Below are 17233 nucleotides of genomic sequence, written 5' to 3'. Positions count from 1 at the left end.
AGCTAAACTTTCCGGCCTAGCGCAGCGGCGAAGCAGCGGATGTCCCTCCATACCAGTCGCTGGGATTCAATTGTGTTGTGCCCCTGTAATGCTATGAAGCCTCGAATCAAAGCGTTGGCTACCGAAGGATCAAATCCCAGTGCCCCGAAGTCGAACAGCGAGCGCGGTCGCTGGCCGTCCGGGCCCGACACGAGCAACTGCTGTCCTGATACCCGATGTACGAGTTGCGGCCTCATAGCGACTCCCCATACAGGAAGTCCAGAGCATTGAAGACAGCATCGCTGCTCGCCTCGACCGCGCGCAGATAAAGCTCTGTCGTAGCGATGTTCGAATGTCCCATCATTACCTGCAGGACCTTGATCGAGTTCATCGGCTTTCCCTTGCCCTGGAAGTTCTCCAGCACATCGAGGACCCGGACCGCAAAGGTATGCCTTAGGTGATGAAGGGTGGCGCTGCTGCCAATTTCGTCGGCACAGCGACGAAACGCGCGGGTGAGCGAAACACGACTTATAGGTCTGCCATGCTGGTTGAGAAAGACGAAACCGTTGTATTCCGCCGCAGCGGGTTCAGGGCGACTCACCAGCACATGCCAAAGCGTGGCCTCGACCAACTTGGTCGGTGCCTGTATCGTCAACAACCTCGATCCCTTTCGAAGCACTTCGACAGGAACCAACCCACCATCCATCGCCGCCACCGCACTGGAGGTTGGCAGATTCTCAACCCTGAGCGAACATGCCTCAAATCTCCGTGTCCCGGTCGTAATACACCACTGGAAAAGAAGCCGATACCGGGCCGGTACGATGGTGAACAGCCGGGTAATTTCCTCAAGGCTTAGAACTTTGGGAAGTCTCTTGATCACGCGCGGTGCGATAGGGCTGCGCGAACCCGCGGCCCTCGCTGCGACTGACCACGCCAAGTATTGCGACACCCGTCCGCCGGGGCGGTGATAAAGGAAATCACCAAGCGGGGATTTCATGACGCTGCGCCGTTGTCCCCACAGATGAAACTGGGCAGCCACAACCACGCGGTGATTCGCCGTTGACGATGCGTATTGCAACTGACTCTTGCCATGTCGCTCGTTCACGAGATGATTCCTGTAGAGACACAGGTGTTCTTCGGTTGCACGGTTGGGGTCGAGCTTCCAGGCGCTCAGAAATTCGAGCCATGGCACAAGCGCTTCGGCATAGGTACGGACGGTATCACCCGTTGCACTTCGGCTTTTCAACGCGGTTTCGGCAAGGAATGCGCAGGGCCATTGCAGTGGCACCCCTTCTTCGTCAACGATCGCAGCGATCTCGCCGACATTGAAGTAATGCAGCAGTTCGGAATCCGTCGACTCTCCGCCCGCCAACGAAACGACGGTTTCCCGTGTTCCGAATTCTCGTTGTGGACTGAACCGCACGATTCTCAGCGTTCCGCGAGCCATTTTCCCTCCAGGCACAAGAGCGTCAACTGGACGTACTGTGCTGCAGCGACAGCCGTCACTTCTCCGGGAACAGGCAATCGTGCGCTCAGCAGCGCTGGAGACCTCTACCGGGCTGGAAGTTGTCGTCGCTGTCGACTCGCGCAGTGGCTCTTACGTCCGTCGGCTACAGCGGCAGGACAGCGACTTCGCGGGTGCGACGTTGGCGCCATTCACAGATAGACGTACTGCCGCCGTTATACGGAACCCGGACATAGCCATTTCTGCACGAACGCGAACCGGCAATGCACCGGCAGTTCGGCGCCGCCGGTGGCTCGTCGTCTACGGCGGCTACGCCGCCTTCGACTCCTCACCACCGGCCAAAGCACTCGACAAACAAGAGAAATCGCCCACCCACTCCGTTCCTAGTTGGACACTAGCAGCCCAAAGCAAAGCTCGCAGCAGACAGACAAATGTAGTCACCTAAGCCAACGTTACAACGAGAATGAATATGAATGGCTGCGTGATGTGCATGATGCGCTCGATCGTCAGCAGATCAAGCTCTTCACGTTCCTCGTCGGCCAGCAGGAACTGCTGGCGCAGAAGACAGCCTTGCAGGTCGCAGGCAAAACACAGATTGTTGCGCGTCTGATGGTTGAGGAACTCGCGTTCTATGGCATCAGGAACGCCGAAGACGTCGCCACGTGCCTGAATGGCTACGATCAGACCGCGTATCCGGAAGGTTCGCATTGGAGCTTCACGCGGTTCTACATCCCGCAGGCGTTTGACGCCGGCTATCGCCTGGTCGCCGACTCGGGCACGCTCTGGCAAGCGTTTGAGGCTGCACATCATAAGGCGAGCCTGCCGGGTAGTCTCGAGATTCCGATGGAGTCGTTTACACGCGCTGTCGAGATCGTACTCAAGGAAAGCGAACTCAAGGACGCTCCGGGCCACTGCCCTGATGCTGCCTTGTGGACTCACGCGGTTCAGCACTGCGGCTATGTTCAGTCCCGTCATGCGACGGGCCGCGTGCTGGCAGCGGTGTGATCTCGTGGCGCTGACACGGCCGCGCTTCCCGATTCTGGCGTTTGATGAGGGGGAGCTTACGCTTTCTCGAGGAAGCGCGTTCAACCCGAAGTGGCTGATGCCGGGCGAATCGATTATCTCTATCCTGTGGAAGTTCGCGTGCGCCAACGTCCTGCCTGGAGACGCGCTTGTGCATCTGATCAGCCCACGGGTTGATCCGTGTGACGGCGTTGCACCTGTGCGCGACAACATCGGACTCACGCGCCTGTGCCGCATACTCCGGCTGCCCGAAGACGTGTTGCGGATGTCCTTGCTTGATGCAGCACTTGCCGCTCGGACTCACTCAGCTTTCCGACATTGCAGACTGTGCGCTGCGCATGGCTACCACAGCGTGCTATATCAACTTGAGGACGAAGAGCGCTGCCCCGTACATCATCAGTCGCTCGACACACGCTGTCTGCACTGCGGTGACGAGACACCGTTCATCGTCAGCGCCAGCGTAATCGAGGCTCCGTTTCGATGCTCAGGGTGCCGTTCCCATTTCAGTTATGGTCGACTTTCGCTCCGCTCGACCATTCCCGCGATGCGCAGGCAGGACCGCATGGCGCTCAGTCGCCACTGGCTGCTGCGCTCGGGCAACGACATGAACGATGGCTCCTGAAGTGCGTGTTCGCGAGTTGTCGGCGCCGGCATCTCGTAAGCAGTTGGAGACACTTTTATTTCGTTTCCCGTAACCGCCTGAATCTGCTGAAGTTTTTCGCACCGCTGCATCATGCGAACGCGAAGTGATAATCATGTGGAAGGCCTCCCTGGCCGCCCAAGGGTAAGGGGGCGGCCAGGGTCTAGAGTTGAGATGCAACGCTCAACCAACCCTTCGGGAGGCTGAAATGAAGTATAGCGGCATCGATCTGCACTCGAACAATGCCATGGTCGCCGTGATCGACGACGAGGATCGGGTGCTCTACTGCAAGCGACTCGCCAACGACCTGCAGCTAATTGTTGCGGCGCTCGTGCCACACCAACATGAGCTTCAAGGAATAGTCGTGGAGGCAACGTTCAACTGGTACTGGCTTGTCGACGGACTGATCGCCGCAGGCTTTGCCGTTCATCTCGCCAACACCTCTGCAATCAAGCAGTACGAGGGGCTAAAGTACGCGGGCGACGAGCGCGATGCGGTGTTCCTCGCTCACATATTCCGTCTTGGACTGCTGCCTGAAGGCTACATCTATCCACCAGCCGAACGAGCATTGCGAGATCTCTCCCGCAAGCGGCTACAGCTTGTGCAGCAGCGGACCTTGCACATCCTCAGCATTGAGAGCCTGCTGGCACGGCAGATCAACTTGCCGATGAACGGCGAACATGTCCAGCGACTGGATGATGAGGCGATACGCGCATTTGCCCTACCGCCGCATGTCGAGCGCGCGCTAATGGCCAACATGACAGTGCTGCGCACGCTGCGCATTGAAATAGCTGCCCTCGAAAAGATCCTGCATCAGGAGGCGCAACTACGCCCTGAATTCGAAACGCTGAAAAGCGCGCCTGGGATCGGCAATGTACTCGCAGCCACGATCATGCTTGAGACCGGCACGATTGCGCGCTTCCGCAGCGTCGGCCAGTTCAGTTCATACTGCCGGTGCGTTGACAGCAAGCGGATCTCCAACGTGAAGAAAAAAGGCGAAGGCAATGCGAAGAACGGCAACAAGTATCTCGCCTGGGCTTTCATCGAGGCTGCAGCCATTGCGCTGCGCTCCTGCCCCCAGGCGCGACGCTTTTACGAACGCAAGAAGGCCAAGCGTCTGCCAGTCGTGGCCATGAAAGCGCTCGCGCACAAGCTGGCGCGTGCGGCTTATTACATGATGCGTGATGGCAAACCATTCGAGGTAACGCGATGCTTTAGCTAGCTTTGGCGGGGGACTGAGAGCACGGTAAATTTGTTGGTCCGAAACCATGGAAGTGATTGTGCCCAGTCCCCGGCCATCCCGCTGCTGCGAACCCTGAGACGCCCAGGTCATGAGCCGATAACTGTCTGGTGCCCCATGCGGGGCAACCATGGAATTGAAAAGTATCCGCCCTCTGGACATTGGCCTGGCACCGACGATTCTCTGGAGCTCGACTGAGCCAGGGGTGAATGCCGGAAATCGGGTGTTCACCTTGATCCCGATGGGTGACTGGTGCGAATCAGTTCCGCGACCATACAGACGAGAAACCGGGCGCGTCACCAAGCTTCGCATCGTCACGATGGCCAAAAAACAGGTTCAACATGCAGTGCCCAGTCCTTGAGAGGAGAGATTTATCCCTTTACTCCAGCCTTCCAATGGGTGACAGAATTATTAGCGCAACGGAGTCACTTTCAATACTGTCTACGCTGACGGCAAAGGGACGCACTGCGGCCAGGCGCGCCACGCAATGGCCAGACTTCCTCGCGAAGGCAGTCGGCACGCTGCGTGATGAAGAGCAGTCGCTCTTTTATCGCACGCTGCTGAAGACCGTACGCCAGCTTGAAGTGCAAGGCCATATTCCGCCGCACCGGATGTGTGTGACCTGCACGCATCTCGATCCGAGCAGAAACCCGAAGAAAACGCCGCGTCACTGCATGTTGCTTGATCTGTCGATGGCGGACACTGATCTCCGTCTGGACTGCCCGGTGCACGAAACGGCCGACGCCGCCACGCAGAAAAAGACCTGGAAGATCTTCGCCCAGCAAGGCTGAGCCAGCAGACCGACCGCCGGTGGCATGCGCGCTGGTGTATCGGCCGTTCTTTTGGTGCCCGGGATCGACGTTGGTGGCTGGACACAGGCGTCTGGCGCGCGATGGCGGCTGAAAACAACTGCCTCAACGGCGCAGCCTGAACGCCCGCCTATCGTTGACCGTCGGAATGGAGCACCGACAGCCGTCACCAGTACTCTGAATTCCTGATGGAAATGGTTGCGATGTCCGGGCTCACTGTCTGCTCGCCCCTCAACCCGGCTTGGTTGGACTTGTGTGCGTGCGCACGGTCGTGTGGTACCGATTCTCCTGCCTCACGTCCGCCGGTCTGCGGGGACATGCGATTCTACGCCGGGCGTGGGCGGACGGTTCCGACCGGTCAGAGGACCGTGGTCTGTCTTGGGCGTGTTGTCCCTCTCGTCCCCTATCTCGAACGCTTACGGTGGACCGGTCACAGCTATTTATGTCAAGCGCTTGCGCCGCCGGGCGGAGTCTCCCCTGTCCGACGACGGCTGGCGAACATACGGGGACTGGATTCCGGCTACTCAGTCGCGCACGCAATCACTGTCCGGCAGGATGGGATGTTGCGCTTCCCATTCGCGACGGGTTTTCGCCAATTCGTCCGCGAGCAATTGTTCGTCTGGAAGTACGGTGTGATACTCCGCCGCAAGCACCTTGTTGGGCAGTCCGTCGAGTGCATAGCGTGCGATCGCTGCATTGGTCCTCGCGCAAAGGATCAGGCCGACCGGCGGATTTTCGCCGGGCAGCGTCCAGTGTTCCTTCGCGTAGTTGCAGTACATATGCATCTGCCCAACGTCAGCATGGTTCAGCTCGGTCAGTTTGAGATCGATGATCACCAGACATCGCAGACGCCTGTGGAAAAAGAGCAGATCCACGCGAAACCAGCTGTCACCGATGCGCAACCTTCGCTGCCGCCCGACGAATGTGAAGTCGCCGCCCAGCTCAAGCAGGAAGTCCTCCAGCCGGTGGATGAGCGCCTCTTCAAGATCGCTTTCGGAATACTCGTCCTTCAGGTCAAGGAACTCCAGGACATACGGATCCTTGATCGCTTCTTCAGGAGTTACCGTGTCACCGGGTTTCGCGACGGTGCCCTTCTCGAGCATGGCGCGCTTATCTTTGGACATCAGTGTGCGCGTGTAGAACTGGCTGCTAATCTGACGTTCGAGCTGCCTCACGCTCCAGCCGCCGCGCAGCGCTTCCGCTTCGTAGAACGCCCGCTCTTCGGGCGAACGCGTCCGCCGCATCAGCCGCACGTAATGCGTCCACGACAGCGGGAAGCGCTCTGCGAGTTGCTGGAGCGAAAAATTCCGAACCAGCGATTCGGAATTTGCCCTGGACGCCCGGGTCCGGGATTTCCGAATCACTGATTCGGAAATGTCGCCCGCCGGATAGCTCTGGTAGAACAGGCGCATCAATTCCAGATTGTCCGCGCCGAAGCCCCGCCCAAACTGTCTGGTCAGGTCCGCCGACAGGTGCTGCAGGAGTGCCTGCCCATATCCCGCACGTTCCTGTCCACCTTGCTCCGATTCGACGATCCGACGGCCAACCATCCAGTACGTCGCCGTCATCAGTGCATTGACGCTCCGTGCCGCAGCCCGCCGACCCTCCTCAAGCAGCGCGACAACATCACTGAGTGTGTTGCGGTAGTCGCCTTCGGGCAGAATCACATCTGTCATTGCTTCTTGGTTCCACGAATCTCTTCGATAGAAGGATACCTGAGTCCAGCTATGGCCGTTTCTCCGGCCGCCAGGCCGCCGGCGAACGAACGGTTAGCTGGACGTATCGATGGACTACTGTCTGTCACCGCCTCGCATGGCGCTCAAGGGATGGACCGCGTACGGAGAACGGTTGGATCCTCAGAAGTCGCCGGCTGCGTGCTCGCGCGTCGGTGTCTTGCATGAACACCGATCGATCGGCGCCGTCTAGTTCTGTGCGGCTATCCGCATAAAAACCAGACCCTGCCGTTCTCGCTCTTCGACATGCGCGGATCCGTCGAGCTGTCGCCGTTGTTTGCGATCGCTCTGCTGATGCTCAGTGAGACGTTGACCATTACCCGGCTTCTGGTCTGCCGATCTGCATCGGCGTTATCCCCGGGCCCAAAGGTTGATGCGAGATGCTCCTCTTTAGCTCCGCACCGAACTGGTGTCCCCGAGAAGGCAGTTCAGACCGTGACAGCTTTACGGATCCTTCTTCATCGCGCCGTACTACGAGTTCACGGCACATTTCTGGTCGCTATCCACGGAGCGGCATTCGTTCAGGAAGTCGCGGCGCGCGCTGGACGTACCGCTCAGATCGAAGTGGCCGTGGTGGTAGCGGACGATCGAAAAGTACTTCGCCTCATACTGGCGGCACTCACGCGCGCCGGTGACGTCGCCACCATGCATGGAATCATGGCCGTGCACGTCAGCACGAGCGCCCTCATCTGTCGTTTCAATCCATTCACCCTATGCGCCGAAGAGATGAAGTGCTGCGATCGCACCAGAGAGCAGCGCGGCGCCGATCGCAGTGCACACGGACCAGACGGCGAACTCCGTGTGACCGATCCTGCCTACGCGCTGCTGCTCCTCGCGAAGCAACTCACGGCTGCGGCCGTTGGCTTCGTCGTAATGCCGTAGCGAGATCTCGCCGAGCAGCTGGTCGCGGGCCTCGTCAAAACTGGCTGCCTTGGCAAGCACGTCAGCCGTTGATTCGGAAAACTTCTCGAGGAACTGCTCGGAGCGCGCGGCGAATCGCAGCACGGTCAGCTCGCCGTCATCCCTGAACTGCTTGCCGCTCGCCTCAAGCAGTTGGGAAAGCTGCTTGACGTCGCGGCGTAGAAGCGACAGCTCGCCCAGCACCGCGCCGATCAGTTCTTCACGGATCGCGTCGTCCGCGGCGCCCATCTCAATGCACCACGGCCTTGAAAACCGCGTTGATCTGGTGAGATTGCTGACACCCGCATACGCTATCGCCCTCGAAGACCACCGCCCATATATTCGCGGATCCCTGCGGATGCACTGGGGGAAAACTGTGGTATACGTGGCAACGCTGAAATTGTGTTCGCATCGACCCCTATCTGATGATGGCCAGAACTATCCCGTTTTCCCGAAATCCGCAGGCCGCCCGCGCACGCCATTCGAAAACGCTCCTGTTGCCCCTGCCGCGCGCAGAAGCGGACAAACTCTCGCTGCAGGTTCATATCGCACTCGACGCAATGCGACGCGGACAGGGCAATGTCAGCGCTGCGCAGACGCTTTGCCAAGTAATGATTGTGACGGGGCTGCTCGCTGAGGTGGGATATGGCTGCGCCACGTTCGAACAGATGCAACGCGCCGAACAGGTCTTGTCGGCCGCATTTGATCGGGGGCGGGATACCGGGACCTGGTTGCTCGACGACGAGGGATTTGAAGAGTTTGCGACAATCCTCGCAACCTATGACGGCCAGCTACGCCGTGCGCCGCTAGCCGCGATCGCGAATGCAAGCGAAAAACTGGAAAGATTCCGGGCTGGCGAGTCATTCGCCGAGATAAACAGGAAGCGGGCCTGATTGCGGTCCATCGGCGTCGCTGAACCTCGCGCCAACACCACAGAGTTTATTCACAAATGCCGGGCGCGAAATCTATGAATACGTCGGACCCGGCAGAACGCGGATATGATCAGCCGACAATCGGCACACCACAGTGGCTCGAGACTGAAGCGCAGCGCTACGTTTGCAGCGGTGAGTACGACAGCAGCTTCGCAGGCTGGCCCGGCGAGAACTATGTTGAAGTTGCACAAAATGCGAGTCGACGCCTGCGAATCGCACTCGCGGAAGAGACCCGTCGCCGGTCAAACGGCTGCGACAGACGGGTGGCCGTGCCGGACGACTTGCATGCGTGGGCTCGCGACAAGCTTTCACCCATGGTTTGTGGACTGTTTCGCACTGGCGAGCGCGCCATTATTCTGGATACACTGGCTCGCGGCGTCGTTTTCCTCACGCCCCAGAACATTGCCGCAGTCCTCATGGATCAACAGTGGCTGTCAACAGCCTGGAATCTGGCAAACCTTTACCTACGCAGCGTGGGCGTACCTGCTTTTTCGGAGCAGGCGGACCATATCGTGGGGCTCAGCGAGGAAACCACTTGCTACGTCTCCATGCGCTACTTTGAAGAAACCGATCCGTTCGCAGATTTCGTCGTGCATGAGGCGGCCCACGTCTTCCACAATTGCAAGCGAACCACGGTCGGCCTAAACGGGAGCCGTCACGGCAAATACCTTGTAAACGTCGATTACAAAAGGCGCGAAACCTTTGCGTATGCCTGTGAAGCCTACTTCCGGATCACCGCCATGGCTACAGGCACCAGGCAGCGGCGGGACGCACTCGAGCAGCACGCCGAAACCTCGCTTCCACCGGATGATCGGGTGGATCACGACGAATATCTCGGCATTCTTGATGAGGCTATACGAGCCCGAAATGGCTGGCAGCGCATCCTCAAGCGGTGCGCTCCGATTGAGGGTCGCTGACTCGCCATTGTCAGCAGCCTGTCACGGTTGATCCCGTTGTGCGATATGGATGCCGAGCTTGCGCACTCCACCGCCATCCGGTTTCGGTATCTCGACACATCCGAATGGATGACCTGCGGGCGCGCGTGCAAGGCGCGGAACGATGCGCCGTGAAATTTCAGGGTGCTTATAGTGAAGCAGGATAGTCAGTCAGACTTCGCCTGTGGCACGCCAGCGAGATACAGGACCTTTGCAGCGACCTTGCGGAAAAACGCGTCGTCGCGCTCCTGCTGCGTATCGTCGTCGGCAACCTGATGCTCGATCAGGATGCCGCGGCGCTCCATGATTTCGTGCGTGCGCGATTTGCGTGCGAGGTAGTCAGGATCATCGGCACCCATCGTCTCGATGACGAGGCGATGCAACCGGGGCGCGACACCGACGGCTCCCGCCGATCGGAACGTCAGCTCGAAGTCGGGTCGGCACCACAGGCTCGGCTTGTCGATCTGCCTCACCTCGCGGTCAAAGAGCGGTTTCGAAAGCGTCACCTCGACGCCGTGCTTTTTAACCCATTCCATGAGACGGAACAGCAATTTCAGGGTGATGCGCTCATACCGACTGTCCAGTGGTACCGGTCGCGCAAACGAATGCGCATGCTGCGCGAAGGCTTCGCGAAAGCGCGCGTTGCCGTCGCGATCGCGGTCAACCACGGTCAGTACCCAGTACGGGGGCTGCGTCAGACGCTGATCGCGGCCGCCGGCGCGGATACCATTTTCGGGGCGCACCACACACCCACCCATGCTGGTTTTCTTAATTGCACCGCCTGCGCGAATCTCGTCGGCAACGAACAGCAGGAGCGCACTGCGGGCCTTCTTTTCCGGCCATGCCAGGGCGTCGACCTCCCTCATCTTCTCGTTGAGAGGGATCCACGGCTTGAAATACAGTATCTGTGAGAGCGTCAGCTCCGGGCTCAGCGCCTGACCGGCTGCGTATGCCTCGAACCGCTCCCACGATCTGGACTTTTCTTGCAACGCGTCGACGTGCAGCCGTGCAAAGTCCGCATCCTCAAGAAGCGTGTGCAGGATGCGTCCGAGGCGGGGCAGGCGACGGCCGCTCTCGCCAAAGGCGCCATTTGATCCGCTCGAGCCGCCCGGTCGCGCCGCGCCTTCATGCAGATTATCCAGGTAGTCAAGCGCATCGCTCACCGGTCTGAACGCATGGTGCTGGCCTGGCCGCGCGCGATCATCGTCCAGTCCGACGTTTTCCGATTCCGGCGTCTGCCGGAACAACGCCAGCGCGCAGCGGTGTTCGCCGTACTGATGCATGCGTACGAAATGACGCGGCCCCTCCTCGCGCACCCGGGCGGTCAGTCGCGGCCGGCTAGCCCCTGCGCCGACGCAGTCGCACTCGAGCCAGAGACGCACGTGTCGCCCGTCGTGCATCTCCTCAAGCACCGCTTCCACGAGCCTCACGTCCTCAGGCCGCACTTCCTGTCCCTCGCCGCAGAAGCGGCGGACGGCTACGGCTTCTTCAGCGCTCAGGTACCGCCTGACCGTATCGGGGTGATCGCGCTCGACAAGATGCATGATGCGTTCAGCGCGAAGGCCGCGCGAGCATTGCGAGACTGCGCACGCTCGCCAGCGACGCCTCATAACCCCGCAACGAGCCATGCATCTGGCGGGTGATGGGTGGCGTCGCTACAGTTGTCGATGTGCCCACGTCCGTTGCGACTGTAGATGGTGGCCGGGGCGCGAGCGACAGGCGCTCGAAGCGAATGATGCGTGATGAGTGGCTGCTCATACGCACAAGGCCTTCTTCCACGAGGGTGCAAAGCATGTCGTTGATCTGCGCCGACGATGTATCGAATCGACGGGCCAGTTCCCCCGCCTGGTACACGCGACCCAACTCCATGGTCTGAATCAGTTTTGCAGAAGTGAGTTTCATCGTATTCCCCCTGAAACAGCGTTGGCAGTGTACTGCCGTCGCCACGGTCCCGTCACCCGATGCGTGGCTTGCACAGCGCACAACGTGGCTCCCGCCGTCAGCTGCGGGCATGACGCTTCATTGCGGTTCGACGGCCCGGTGCCTGCTCAGTCGGATGCGCCGAACTGCTCATGCCGGCTACATGATCATATCCACCGCGGCTTTCCCGACGACGGTCGATTCGACCGGCTACTATTGCACACACATCCGCCTGTATGAAAATGACGCCGGCGGATAAAAAGCAGTGCTGCCCGGAGGCAGGCCATTCGCCGGCCCCTGAAAGACATGATTCACGGGCCGTTCTCGACGGCGCCGTACTTCGCGTTTATCGAGCGCTTCTGGTCGCTTCCAGCCGAACGGCACTGGTTAAGGAAATCGCCGCGCGCGCTCGACGTGCCGCTCAGATCGAAATGGCCGTGGTGATAACGCACGATGGAAAAGTAGTTCGCCTCGTACCGGCTGCAGTCTCGACCACCATCGCCGCCCTGCATCAGTCCGCCAAGGCAGAGCACTGCCCCGCACGCGCTCTGGTTGTCATCGTCAGCCCGCGCCGGTGTGACGCCTGTGAGCGCGGTGCATACCGCCACCGCGACCACACAAGAGATTTTGGATGGCATGGAACGACTCCTATGTGCGGATCAGATGCAGTGCCGTGATCGCACCGACCGAGAGCGCGGCCGAGCCAAGCGCTGCACAGACGACCCATATCGCCAGTTCGAGGCGACCGATACCGCGGCAGTAATTCTCTTCGCGCAGCACGTCACGCAGCTGGCCCCGCACGCGCCCGCTTGCCTGGTCGTACTCGCGCAGCGCGAGCTCGCCGAGCAGCTGATCACGCGCCTCGGCGAAACGGCCTGCCTCGGCGAGCACGCCGGTGGTTGAGACGTTAAAGTCCTTGAGGAACCGCTCGTAACGCGACGTAAAGCGCAGCAGCGTCAGTTCGCCGTCATCCTTGAACTGTTTGCCGCTCGCCTGGAGCAATTGTGTCAGCTCTTTCACGTCGCGACGCAGGCGGGACAGCTCGCCCAGCACTTCGCCGATCAGTTCCTCGCGGATCGAGTCATCTGACGCGCCCATCAGCGCACCAACACCTTGAACACATCATCCAGTTCTGTTGTAACCCGGCTCGCCAGGCGTTTCAGTGCGACCATCTGTCGAATGTGCGCTTTTTCGGCTTCCGATGCCCCGTTCTCCATCGCCTCTGCGTTGAGCGCGACGTAGTCGCGCGGATCATCGCGGATTTCGATGATCGATCTGTCGAAACCCTTGATCTTTTCGAAGATCGGGTTCTCGTAGATAACGGCGTCGCGATGCATCGAAAAAACGTCGCTGCGCGAGTGGAACTCGAACAGCCTCGCGAAGCCCCGGTTGAGGTCCTGTTTGCGGTCAACCATATTCATGACCAGCCGGATCTTTGACGCGTGCACGCCCAGATCAGAAAGCGCACGCAGCGTTGCGATCGTGTCGACCTGCTGCTTGGCGGTCGGTACGGCCGGCACGATGAAGAGATCGAAGTCTTCATGGGACCCGTCATAGCGTCGCATCAGACCTACAAAATCTTCGACATTCGATGCGCCCACATCGACGACGGCGTTTTGCAGCGTCATCAGTTCGTCCTGCAGCTCATCGAACTGCGACCCACGCAACGCGCCTTCCTTTTCGCGGTCATCCGAATTGATTGATTCGATCGGGATCACTTCAGCGCCGGGCAGACGCGGTGCAAGCAGATGGTGTGCAACGGTACTCTTGCCAACGTTGCCCGAGAAATTGATGACGGCAATCTTCATGGTGCAATGTTCCTTACCGGTTAATAGGGATGTGATCGCATCACCGCGGCCGCGCGGCAGACGGGTTCAACTACGGCTCGAGTTCAAGCGGCGGTGCTTCGGGACCCGTTTCCTGTGATGGGTGCCCGGAGGTCTCATGAGCTGGCTGCTGTGCAGACTGGGAGAGCCCGCGCTGTTCACGCTCGATCTGTTCACGCACGGCCTCGATCGTCGCCTCGCTGACCTGCGGCATCGGCACGTCCAGCGGCCGGTTTGCTGCTCGCGCCTCGGCCACGGCGCTCTCGAACTCCCCCATGACCTTCTCCTGCTGCTGCTCGGGCAACCCCCTGATCCCATCGCGCAGGACCTCTCGCGCGGCCTGTTCCTTGATGCGCTCTCGCGCCGCGTCGAGCGCCGCTCGCTGTTCCTTTGAGTACTGCCAGTTGCCGTTCAGGAAGCGTTCGCGCGCTTCGTTGATCCGCCGCCGCTCGTCGCCTTCGCGGCGTGCGCTAGCAAGCGCCTCACGCTGCTCACGAGTAGGCAGGCCCGGCATGTCCGGCGAGGAAACCAGCCATTCGTTACGGCTGCTCGTGACAGTCTTTGGCGCGATCTCGTTGCCCTGCACGTCGAACTGCCGCTGCTGGGACGTGACCGTCCTGCTGCCGCCTTTTTCGAGCTCGACCTGCTGGCCGACCTGCACACCGGCGTCACTGATCGCGCGTTCGAGGTCCAGGCCCCACACCGTGCGTTCGCCGTTCACGGTGCGCACGGTCGCGTAATAGCTCGGGTTCTGTTTGGCGTCGTGGTTGAATGGTGCCGGCCCGTGCGCAACGAGCACGCCCGCGGTCACACCGGCTGCCGGCTGCTCGAGCGAGGAGGACGGCGGCGCCGCCCGCGGGCTGGGGCTCGCGCGGCCGGACCGCTGCGTTCGCTGCGCCGCCGGCGCGTCAGCGATCGGGCCTGCGACTGAGCGGGCCGCCGGACGCCGCACGGGCTTTTCGGGGCCGGCAACGTCGGGCCTGGCGCCTGCCGCGGTCTCGACTGTGTTGATGCGTGGACCGTTCGCATCGCCAGCCTGCTCGCCGGCGCTGATGCGCATGGCTTCGCGCGCAGCCGTCAACATCGCGCGATCCAGTTCCTTCGGCCTGAAGCCGCGCGCTGGTACGCCAGCGAGTTCGGCCGCAATCCATGCCCGCCGGCGGAATTCCTCCGTGCCCTTGAGCTGCAGCTCGCTCCAGTTCTTCGCCTTCGCGACTTCCACCATGTGCGTGATCACGCTACGGTCCTCGCTCGCCGTCGCGAGCGTGCGGCCGGTGTCCTCGAAATGCACCGTCTCACTCTTGCGATCCAGAAACTTCCCGTCATGCGCAACATACTGGTTGCTGACAGATTTCGGTACGTCGTAGCCGGTTTTCTCGAAGATCGGTTTCGCACGGATGCTGTTCTGCGTCGGCCCGTCTTTCCTGCCGATCAGCCGCCCAGTGCCTTTAGCCGTTTTCACCCCCTCGGCGCTCTGCGCATCGCTCGATGCACTGGGACTGAGCAGCCGCCCAGCCCGCTCGCGATCAGCGGCGCGGATCTTCTTCAGGCGCTCTTCGGTCGTGCTGTCGACGGGCGTTTCCGGATGGCGCGGTACAGCCGCTTCTTCCGGTTCGTTCGCAGGCGGCGTGGTGCGCGCGCGGATGGCCGAAGCATCGTCAGCGTTGGCCGCGCTGCGCTCGTGGTGATCAATCTGGTCGGCTGGAAATTCGATCTCGTTCATGCGACAACTCCTTGTTCAGGCTGCTGATCAGGTTGCGGGGCGGCTGGCGAATCGGAGTGCGAACCGGTCTGCAACGTGGCTTGTGAACTGGCTGTGTCCGCCCGTGCCGAAGCGGCCCCATCGGGCAGCACCTCGCTCAGGTACGGCATCAGCCGGCATAGCGCGGCGCGGATACTGCCGCGGTTGGTGAAGTGCCCGGCGCAGAGCACGCCAATTTCATGTTCGCGGACATCGCGCACCCCGGCTGTCTCTGCCGCGCCCGCTGCAGGCTCAACCTGGGCGCGACGCGCGGCATTCTGCGAGTGCCACCACTGCTCGACATCAATCTGCGGCACGGGCGCACTGAGTTCGCGCGCAACAAACGCGGCGTGCTTCATCTGCTCCTCGTTCGGGAACTTCGGTCCGAACCCGAACCATGCACGGCGACGGTTGGTCTTTTCGAGACTGGCCATCACCCCCAGCAGGTAGGGACTCTGCTGGACCAGGCGGTCGACGAGCTCGGCATCCTCGTAGAAGTACGCCTTGTCGCACAGGATCGGTTCGCAACCGTCGATGGTGATGATCTGCTTGCGGCTGGACAGGGCCCGCAGTTCCTGCGGCAGCATCAGCGGCCGGCCGTGCTCGGTCTCGTTCGTACTGGTGGACGCGTTGCGGCCGCGGCTGCGGCTGCGAGAGCGCGACAGATGCGTGAACGTGCCCAGCATCTTCGAATACTCTTCCGAGTCCTTCAGCGTGCGCGGCGCGAAGAGGCTGCGCATCTTGCAGTTGATCGCCAGCGTTTCCGCACCGTGGCGGCCATACAGCTTCGGATCCTCAAGTTGCGACATGCCGTGGAAAATCAGCATGAGCCGCAGATTGAAGCCGGCGATGAACGCGTTGGCCGTATCGATGATGTCGATCTTTCCCGGTGCCGCAAACTCATCCATCATCAGCGCGCACTGATACTTGAGCTCCGGATTCTCGGCAGGCTGCTCACGCGTGTTCAGGTCGATCAGCTGTGAGAAGAAGAGATTGACGAGCAGCGCGCCCGCCTTCAGGTCTCCCGGCTTGATACCAACATAGATGGATATGCGCTCCTTTCGTACGTCGCCCAGATGAAAATCAGAACGGCTCGTCGCCGCATCGACGACGGGATTGCTGAACACGTTTAGCGGCGCCGTCATCGTCGACACAATATTCGCAAACGCTTCCTTCGACTGCGACAGAAAGCGGTTGAGCGCGTCCAGACACTCGAAGCTCAGGGCAGGCAGCGTGTCGGTGGCATTCGCGCGCGTACTGACGATCGACGAGACATGCTCGCGAATCGCGCGGCCCTTGCCGGAGGCCTGCCGCAACACTTCGCCGAACGTGCACGGCAGCGATGGCGTTTCAAGGAGGTACAGCACGATCCCGATGAACAGGTTGCGGGCGTTGTCATTCCAGTACCTCAGGCGCGCGTCGACATTCGACGGATACAGATGCTCGCCGATCGTCATCACGTCACCCACGCGCGTATAAGCCGGTCGGCCAGCGATGTACTCGAGCGGGTTGTATGCGTGCGAGCGGCCGTTTTCGGAAAACGGTGACCACAGGTAGACCTCGTGGCCGCACTTCCTGCGGTAGCCGGACGTGTACATGAAGTTCTCTTCCTTGATGTCCTCGACGACGACCGAATCGGGATAGGTGAGAAGATTCGGGATCACCATCGAAACGCCTTTGCCCGAGCGTGTGCCGGCGGCGAGCATGAGGAAGTCCTGGCCGCGATACTTCAGGTACTCGCCCTTGAATTTGCCAACGATGAATGGTGGATACGTGTGTGACATGGCGTTTACCTCGTGGATAGCGTGAGGAAAACAAGCGGGCTCGCAGCCACACGGCATGCATGAAGATCCACATTCCAATGCGCCTCACGCTGCGCTGGGCCCACAGGTGCAGACAGGCGACGCAGCACTGGCAAAACGGTCATACCAGACCGTGTTGGCATAGCGAGAGTCGAATCTGGCTGATCGCAGTAGGAATCTCCATTGCTGGACACCCCCTGCACAGATCCGTACGTGCCCAATTCAGGCATACGGCTCCTACCTCGGGTGCTTGACGGCAAAGCGTTGCTCCGGCCACGGGTGAAGTAT

General features: G+C 60.6%; 15 protein-coding genes and 2 pseudogenes. 6 read left to right on the top strand and 11 right to left on the bottom strand.

Annotation, left to right across the window (positions count from 1 at the left end):
• Positions 1 to 232: 232 nt before the first annotated feature.
• Positions 233 to 1426, bottom strand: a complete 1194-nt coding sequence (locus VSR68_RS40375) for a tyrosine-type recombinase/integrase (RefSeq protein ID WP_342945050.1) — start codon at positions 1424 to 1426, stop codon at positions 233 to 235.
• 462 nt (positions 1427 to 1888) lie between these two features.
• Between VSR68_RS40375 and VSR68_RS40370 the strand changes: the two are divergent.
• The 4 genes and pseudogenes from VSR68_RS40370 to VSR68_RS40355 form a co-directional block, all read left to right on the top strand.
• Positions 1889 to 2449 (top strand): annotated as a pseudogene (locus VSR68_RS40370) (ATP-binding protein); the annotation flags it as partial.
• A 4-nt stretch (positions 2450 to 2453) separates the two neighbouring features.
• Positions 2454 to 3089 carry a hypothetical protein gene (locus VSR68_RS40365; protein WP_342945049.1) on the top strand — a complete coding sequence of 212 codons (636 nt, stop codon included), beginning with the start codon at positions 2454 to 2456 and terminating at the stop codon, positions 3087 to 3089.
• A gap of 226 nt (positions 3090 to 3315) precedes the next feature.
• Positions 3316 to 4329 carry an IS110 family transposase gene (locus tag VSR68_RS40360; RefSeq protein WP_342945048.1) on the top strand — a complete coding sequence of 338 codons (1014 nt, stop codon included), beginning with the start codon at positions 3316 to 3318 and terminating at the stop codon, positions 4327 to 4329.
• A gap of 464 nt (positions 4330 to 4793) precedes the next feature.
• Positions 4794 to 5138: pseudogene (locus VSR68_RS40355) on the top strand (MarR family transcriptional regulator); the annotation flags it as partial.
• A gap of 542 nt (positions 5139 to 5680) precedes the next feature.
• Here the strand turns inward: VSR68_RS40355 and VSR68_RS40350 are convergent.
• The 3 genes from VSR68_RS40350 to VSR68_RS40340 form a co-directional block, all read right to left on the bottom strand.
• Complete coding sequence (locus VSR68_RS40350) at positions 5681 to 6832, bottom strand: PDDEXK nuclease domain-containing protein (protein WP_342945047.1); 1152 nt, start codon at positions 6830 to 6832, stop codon at positions 5681 to 5683.
• Between the two features lie 528 nt (positions 6833 to 7360).
• Positions 7361 to 7540 (bottom strand): hypothetical protein, encoded by a 180-nt coding sequence (locus VSR68_RS40345; protein ID WP_342945046.1) that lies wholly within the window; start codon positions 7538 to 7540, stop codon positions 7361 to 7363.
• A 60-nt stretch (positions 7541 to 7600) separates the two neighbouring features.
• A complete protein-coding gene (locus tag VSR68_RS40340; protein WP_342945045.1) occupies positions 7601 to 8038 on the bottom strand; it encodes a hypothetical protein in 438 nt (145 codons plus the stop codon).
• A gap of 176 nt (positions 8039 to 8214) precedes the next feature.
• On the opposite strand from VSR68_RS40340, the gene VSR68_RS40335 reads away from it, so the two are divergent.
• Both VSR68_RS40335 and VSR68_RS40330 read left to right on the top strand, forming a co-directional pair.
• The gene (locus VSR68_RS40335) at positions 8215 to 8682 is read left to right on the top strand and encodes a hypothetical protein (RefSeq protein WP_015004636.1); all 468 of its coding nucleotides are present in this window, start codon (positions 8215 to 8217) and stop codon (positions 8680 to 8682) included.
• Between the two features lie 74 nt (positions 8683 to 8756).
• Entirely contained in the window at positions 8757 to 9638 is an 882-nt protein-coding gene (locus VSR68_RS40330; protein ID WP_342945044.1) for a hypothetical protein, read from the top strand.
• A gap of 185 nt (positions 9639 to 9823) precedes the next feature.
• On the opposite strand, the gene VSR68_RS40325 is transcribed toward VSR68_RS40330, so the two are convergent.
• The 7 genes from VSR68_RS40325 to VSR68_RS40295 all read right to left on the bottom strand — a co-directional run bounded on the left by VSR68_RS40325 (position 9824) and on the right by VSR68_RS40295 (position 16927).
• Positions 9824 to 11200, bottom strand: a complete 1377-nt coding sequence (locus tag VSR68_RS40325) for a hypothetical protein (RefSeq protein WP_342945043.1) — start codon at positions 11198 to 11200, stop codon at positions 9824 to 9826.
• A gap of 7 nt (positions 11201 to 11207) precedes the next feature.
• On the bottom strand, positions 11208 to 11558 hold the full coding sequence (locus VSR68_RS40320) for a hypothetical protein (RefSeq protein ID WP_342945042.1): 351 nt from the start codon (positions 11556 to 11558) through the stop codon (positions 11208 to 11210).
• Positions 11559 to 11887: 329 nt separating this feature from the next.
• Complete coding sequence (locus VSR68_RS40315; RefSeq protein ID WP_342945041.1) at positions 11888 to 12214, bottom strand: TrbM/KikA/MpfK family conjugal transfer protein; 327 nt, start codon at positions 12212 to 12214, stop codon at positions 11888 to 11890.
• Between the two features lie 10 nt (positions 12215 to 12224).
• A complete protein-coding gene (locus VSR68_RS40310; protein WP_342945040.1) occupies positions 12225 to 12629 on the bottom strand; it encodes a hypothetical protein in 405 nt (134 codons plus the stop codon).
• Positions 12630 to 12673: 44 nt separating this feature from the next.
• A complete protein-coding gene (gene stbB, locus VSR68_RS40305) occupies positions 12674 to 13384 on the bottom strand; it encodes a StbB family protein (protein WP_342945039.1) in 711 nt (236 codons plus the stop codon).
• Positions 13385 to 13454: 70 nt separating this feature from the next.
• On the bottom strand, positions 13455 to 15125 hold the full coding sequence (locus VSR68_RS40300; RefSeq protein ID WP_342945038.1) for an LPD7 domain-containing protein: 1671 nt from the start codon (positions 15123 to 15125) through the stop codon (positions 13455 to 13457).
• Entirely contained in the window at positions 15122 to 16927 is a 1806-nt protein-coding gene (locus tag VSR68_RS40295; RefSeq protein ID WP_342945037.1) for a type IV secretory system conjugative DNA transfer family protein, read from the bottom strand. The genes VSR68_RS40300 and VSR68_RS40295 overlap by 4 nt, the downstream gene beginning before the upstream one ends.
• Positions 16928 to 17233 lie beyond the last annotated feature (306 nt).

It is taken from the genome of Paraburkholderia phymatum (assembly GCF_038900715.1).
Classification (GTDB): Bacteria; Pseudomonadota; Gammaproteobacteria; order Burkholderiales; family Burkholderiaceae; genus Paraburkholderia; species Paraburkholderia phymatum_A.
This window is presented reverse-complemented; position numbering and strand designations above follow the sequence as displayed.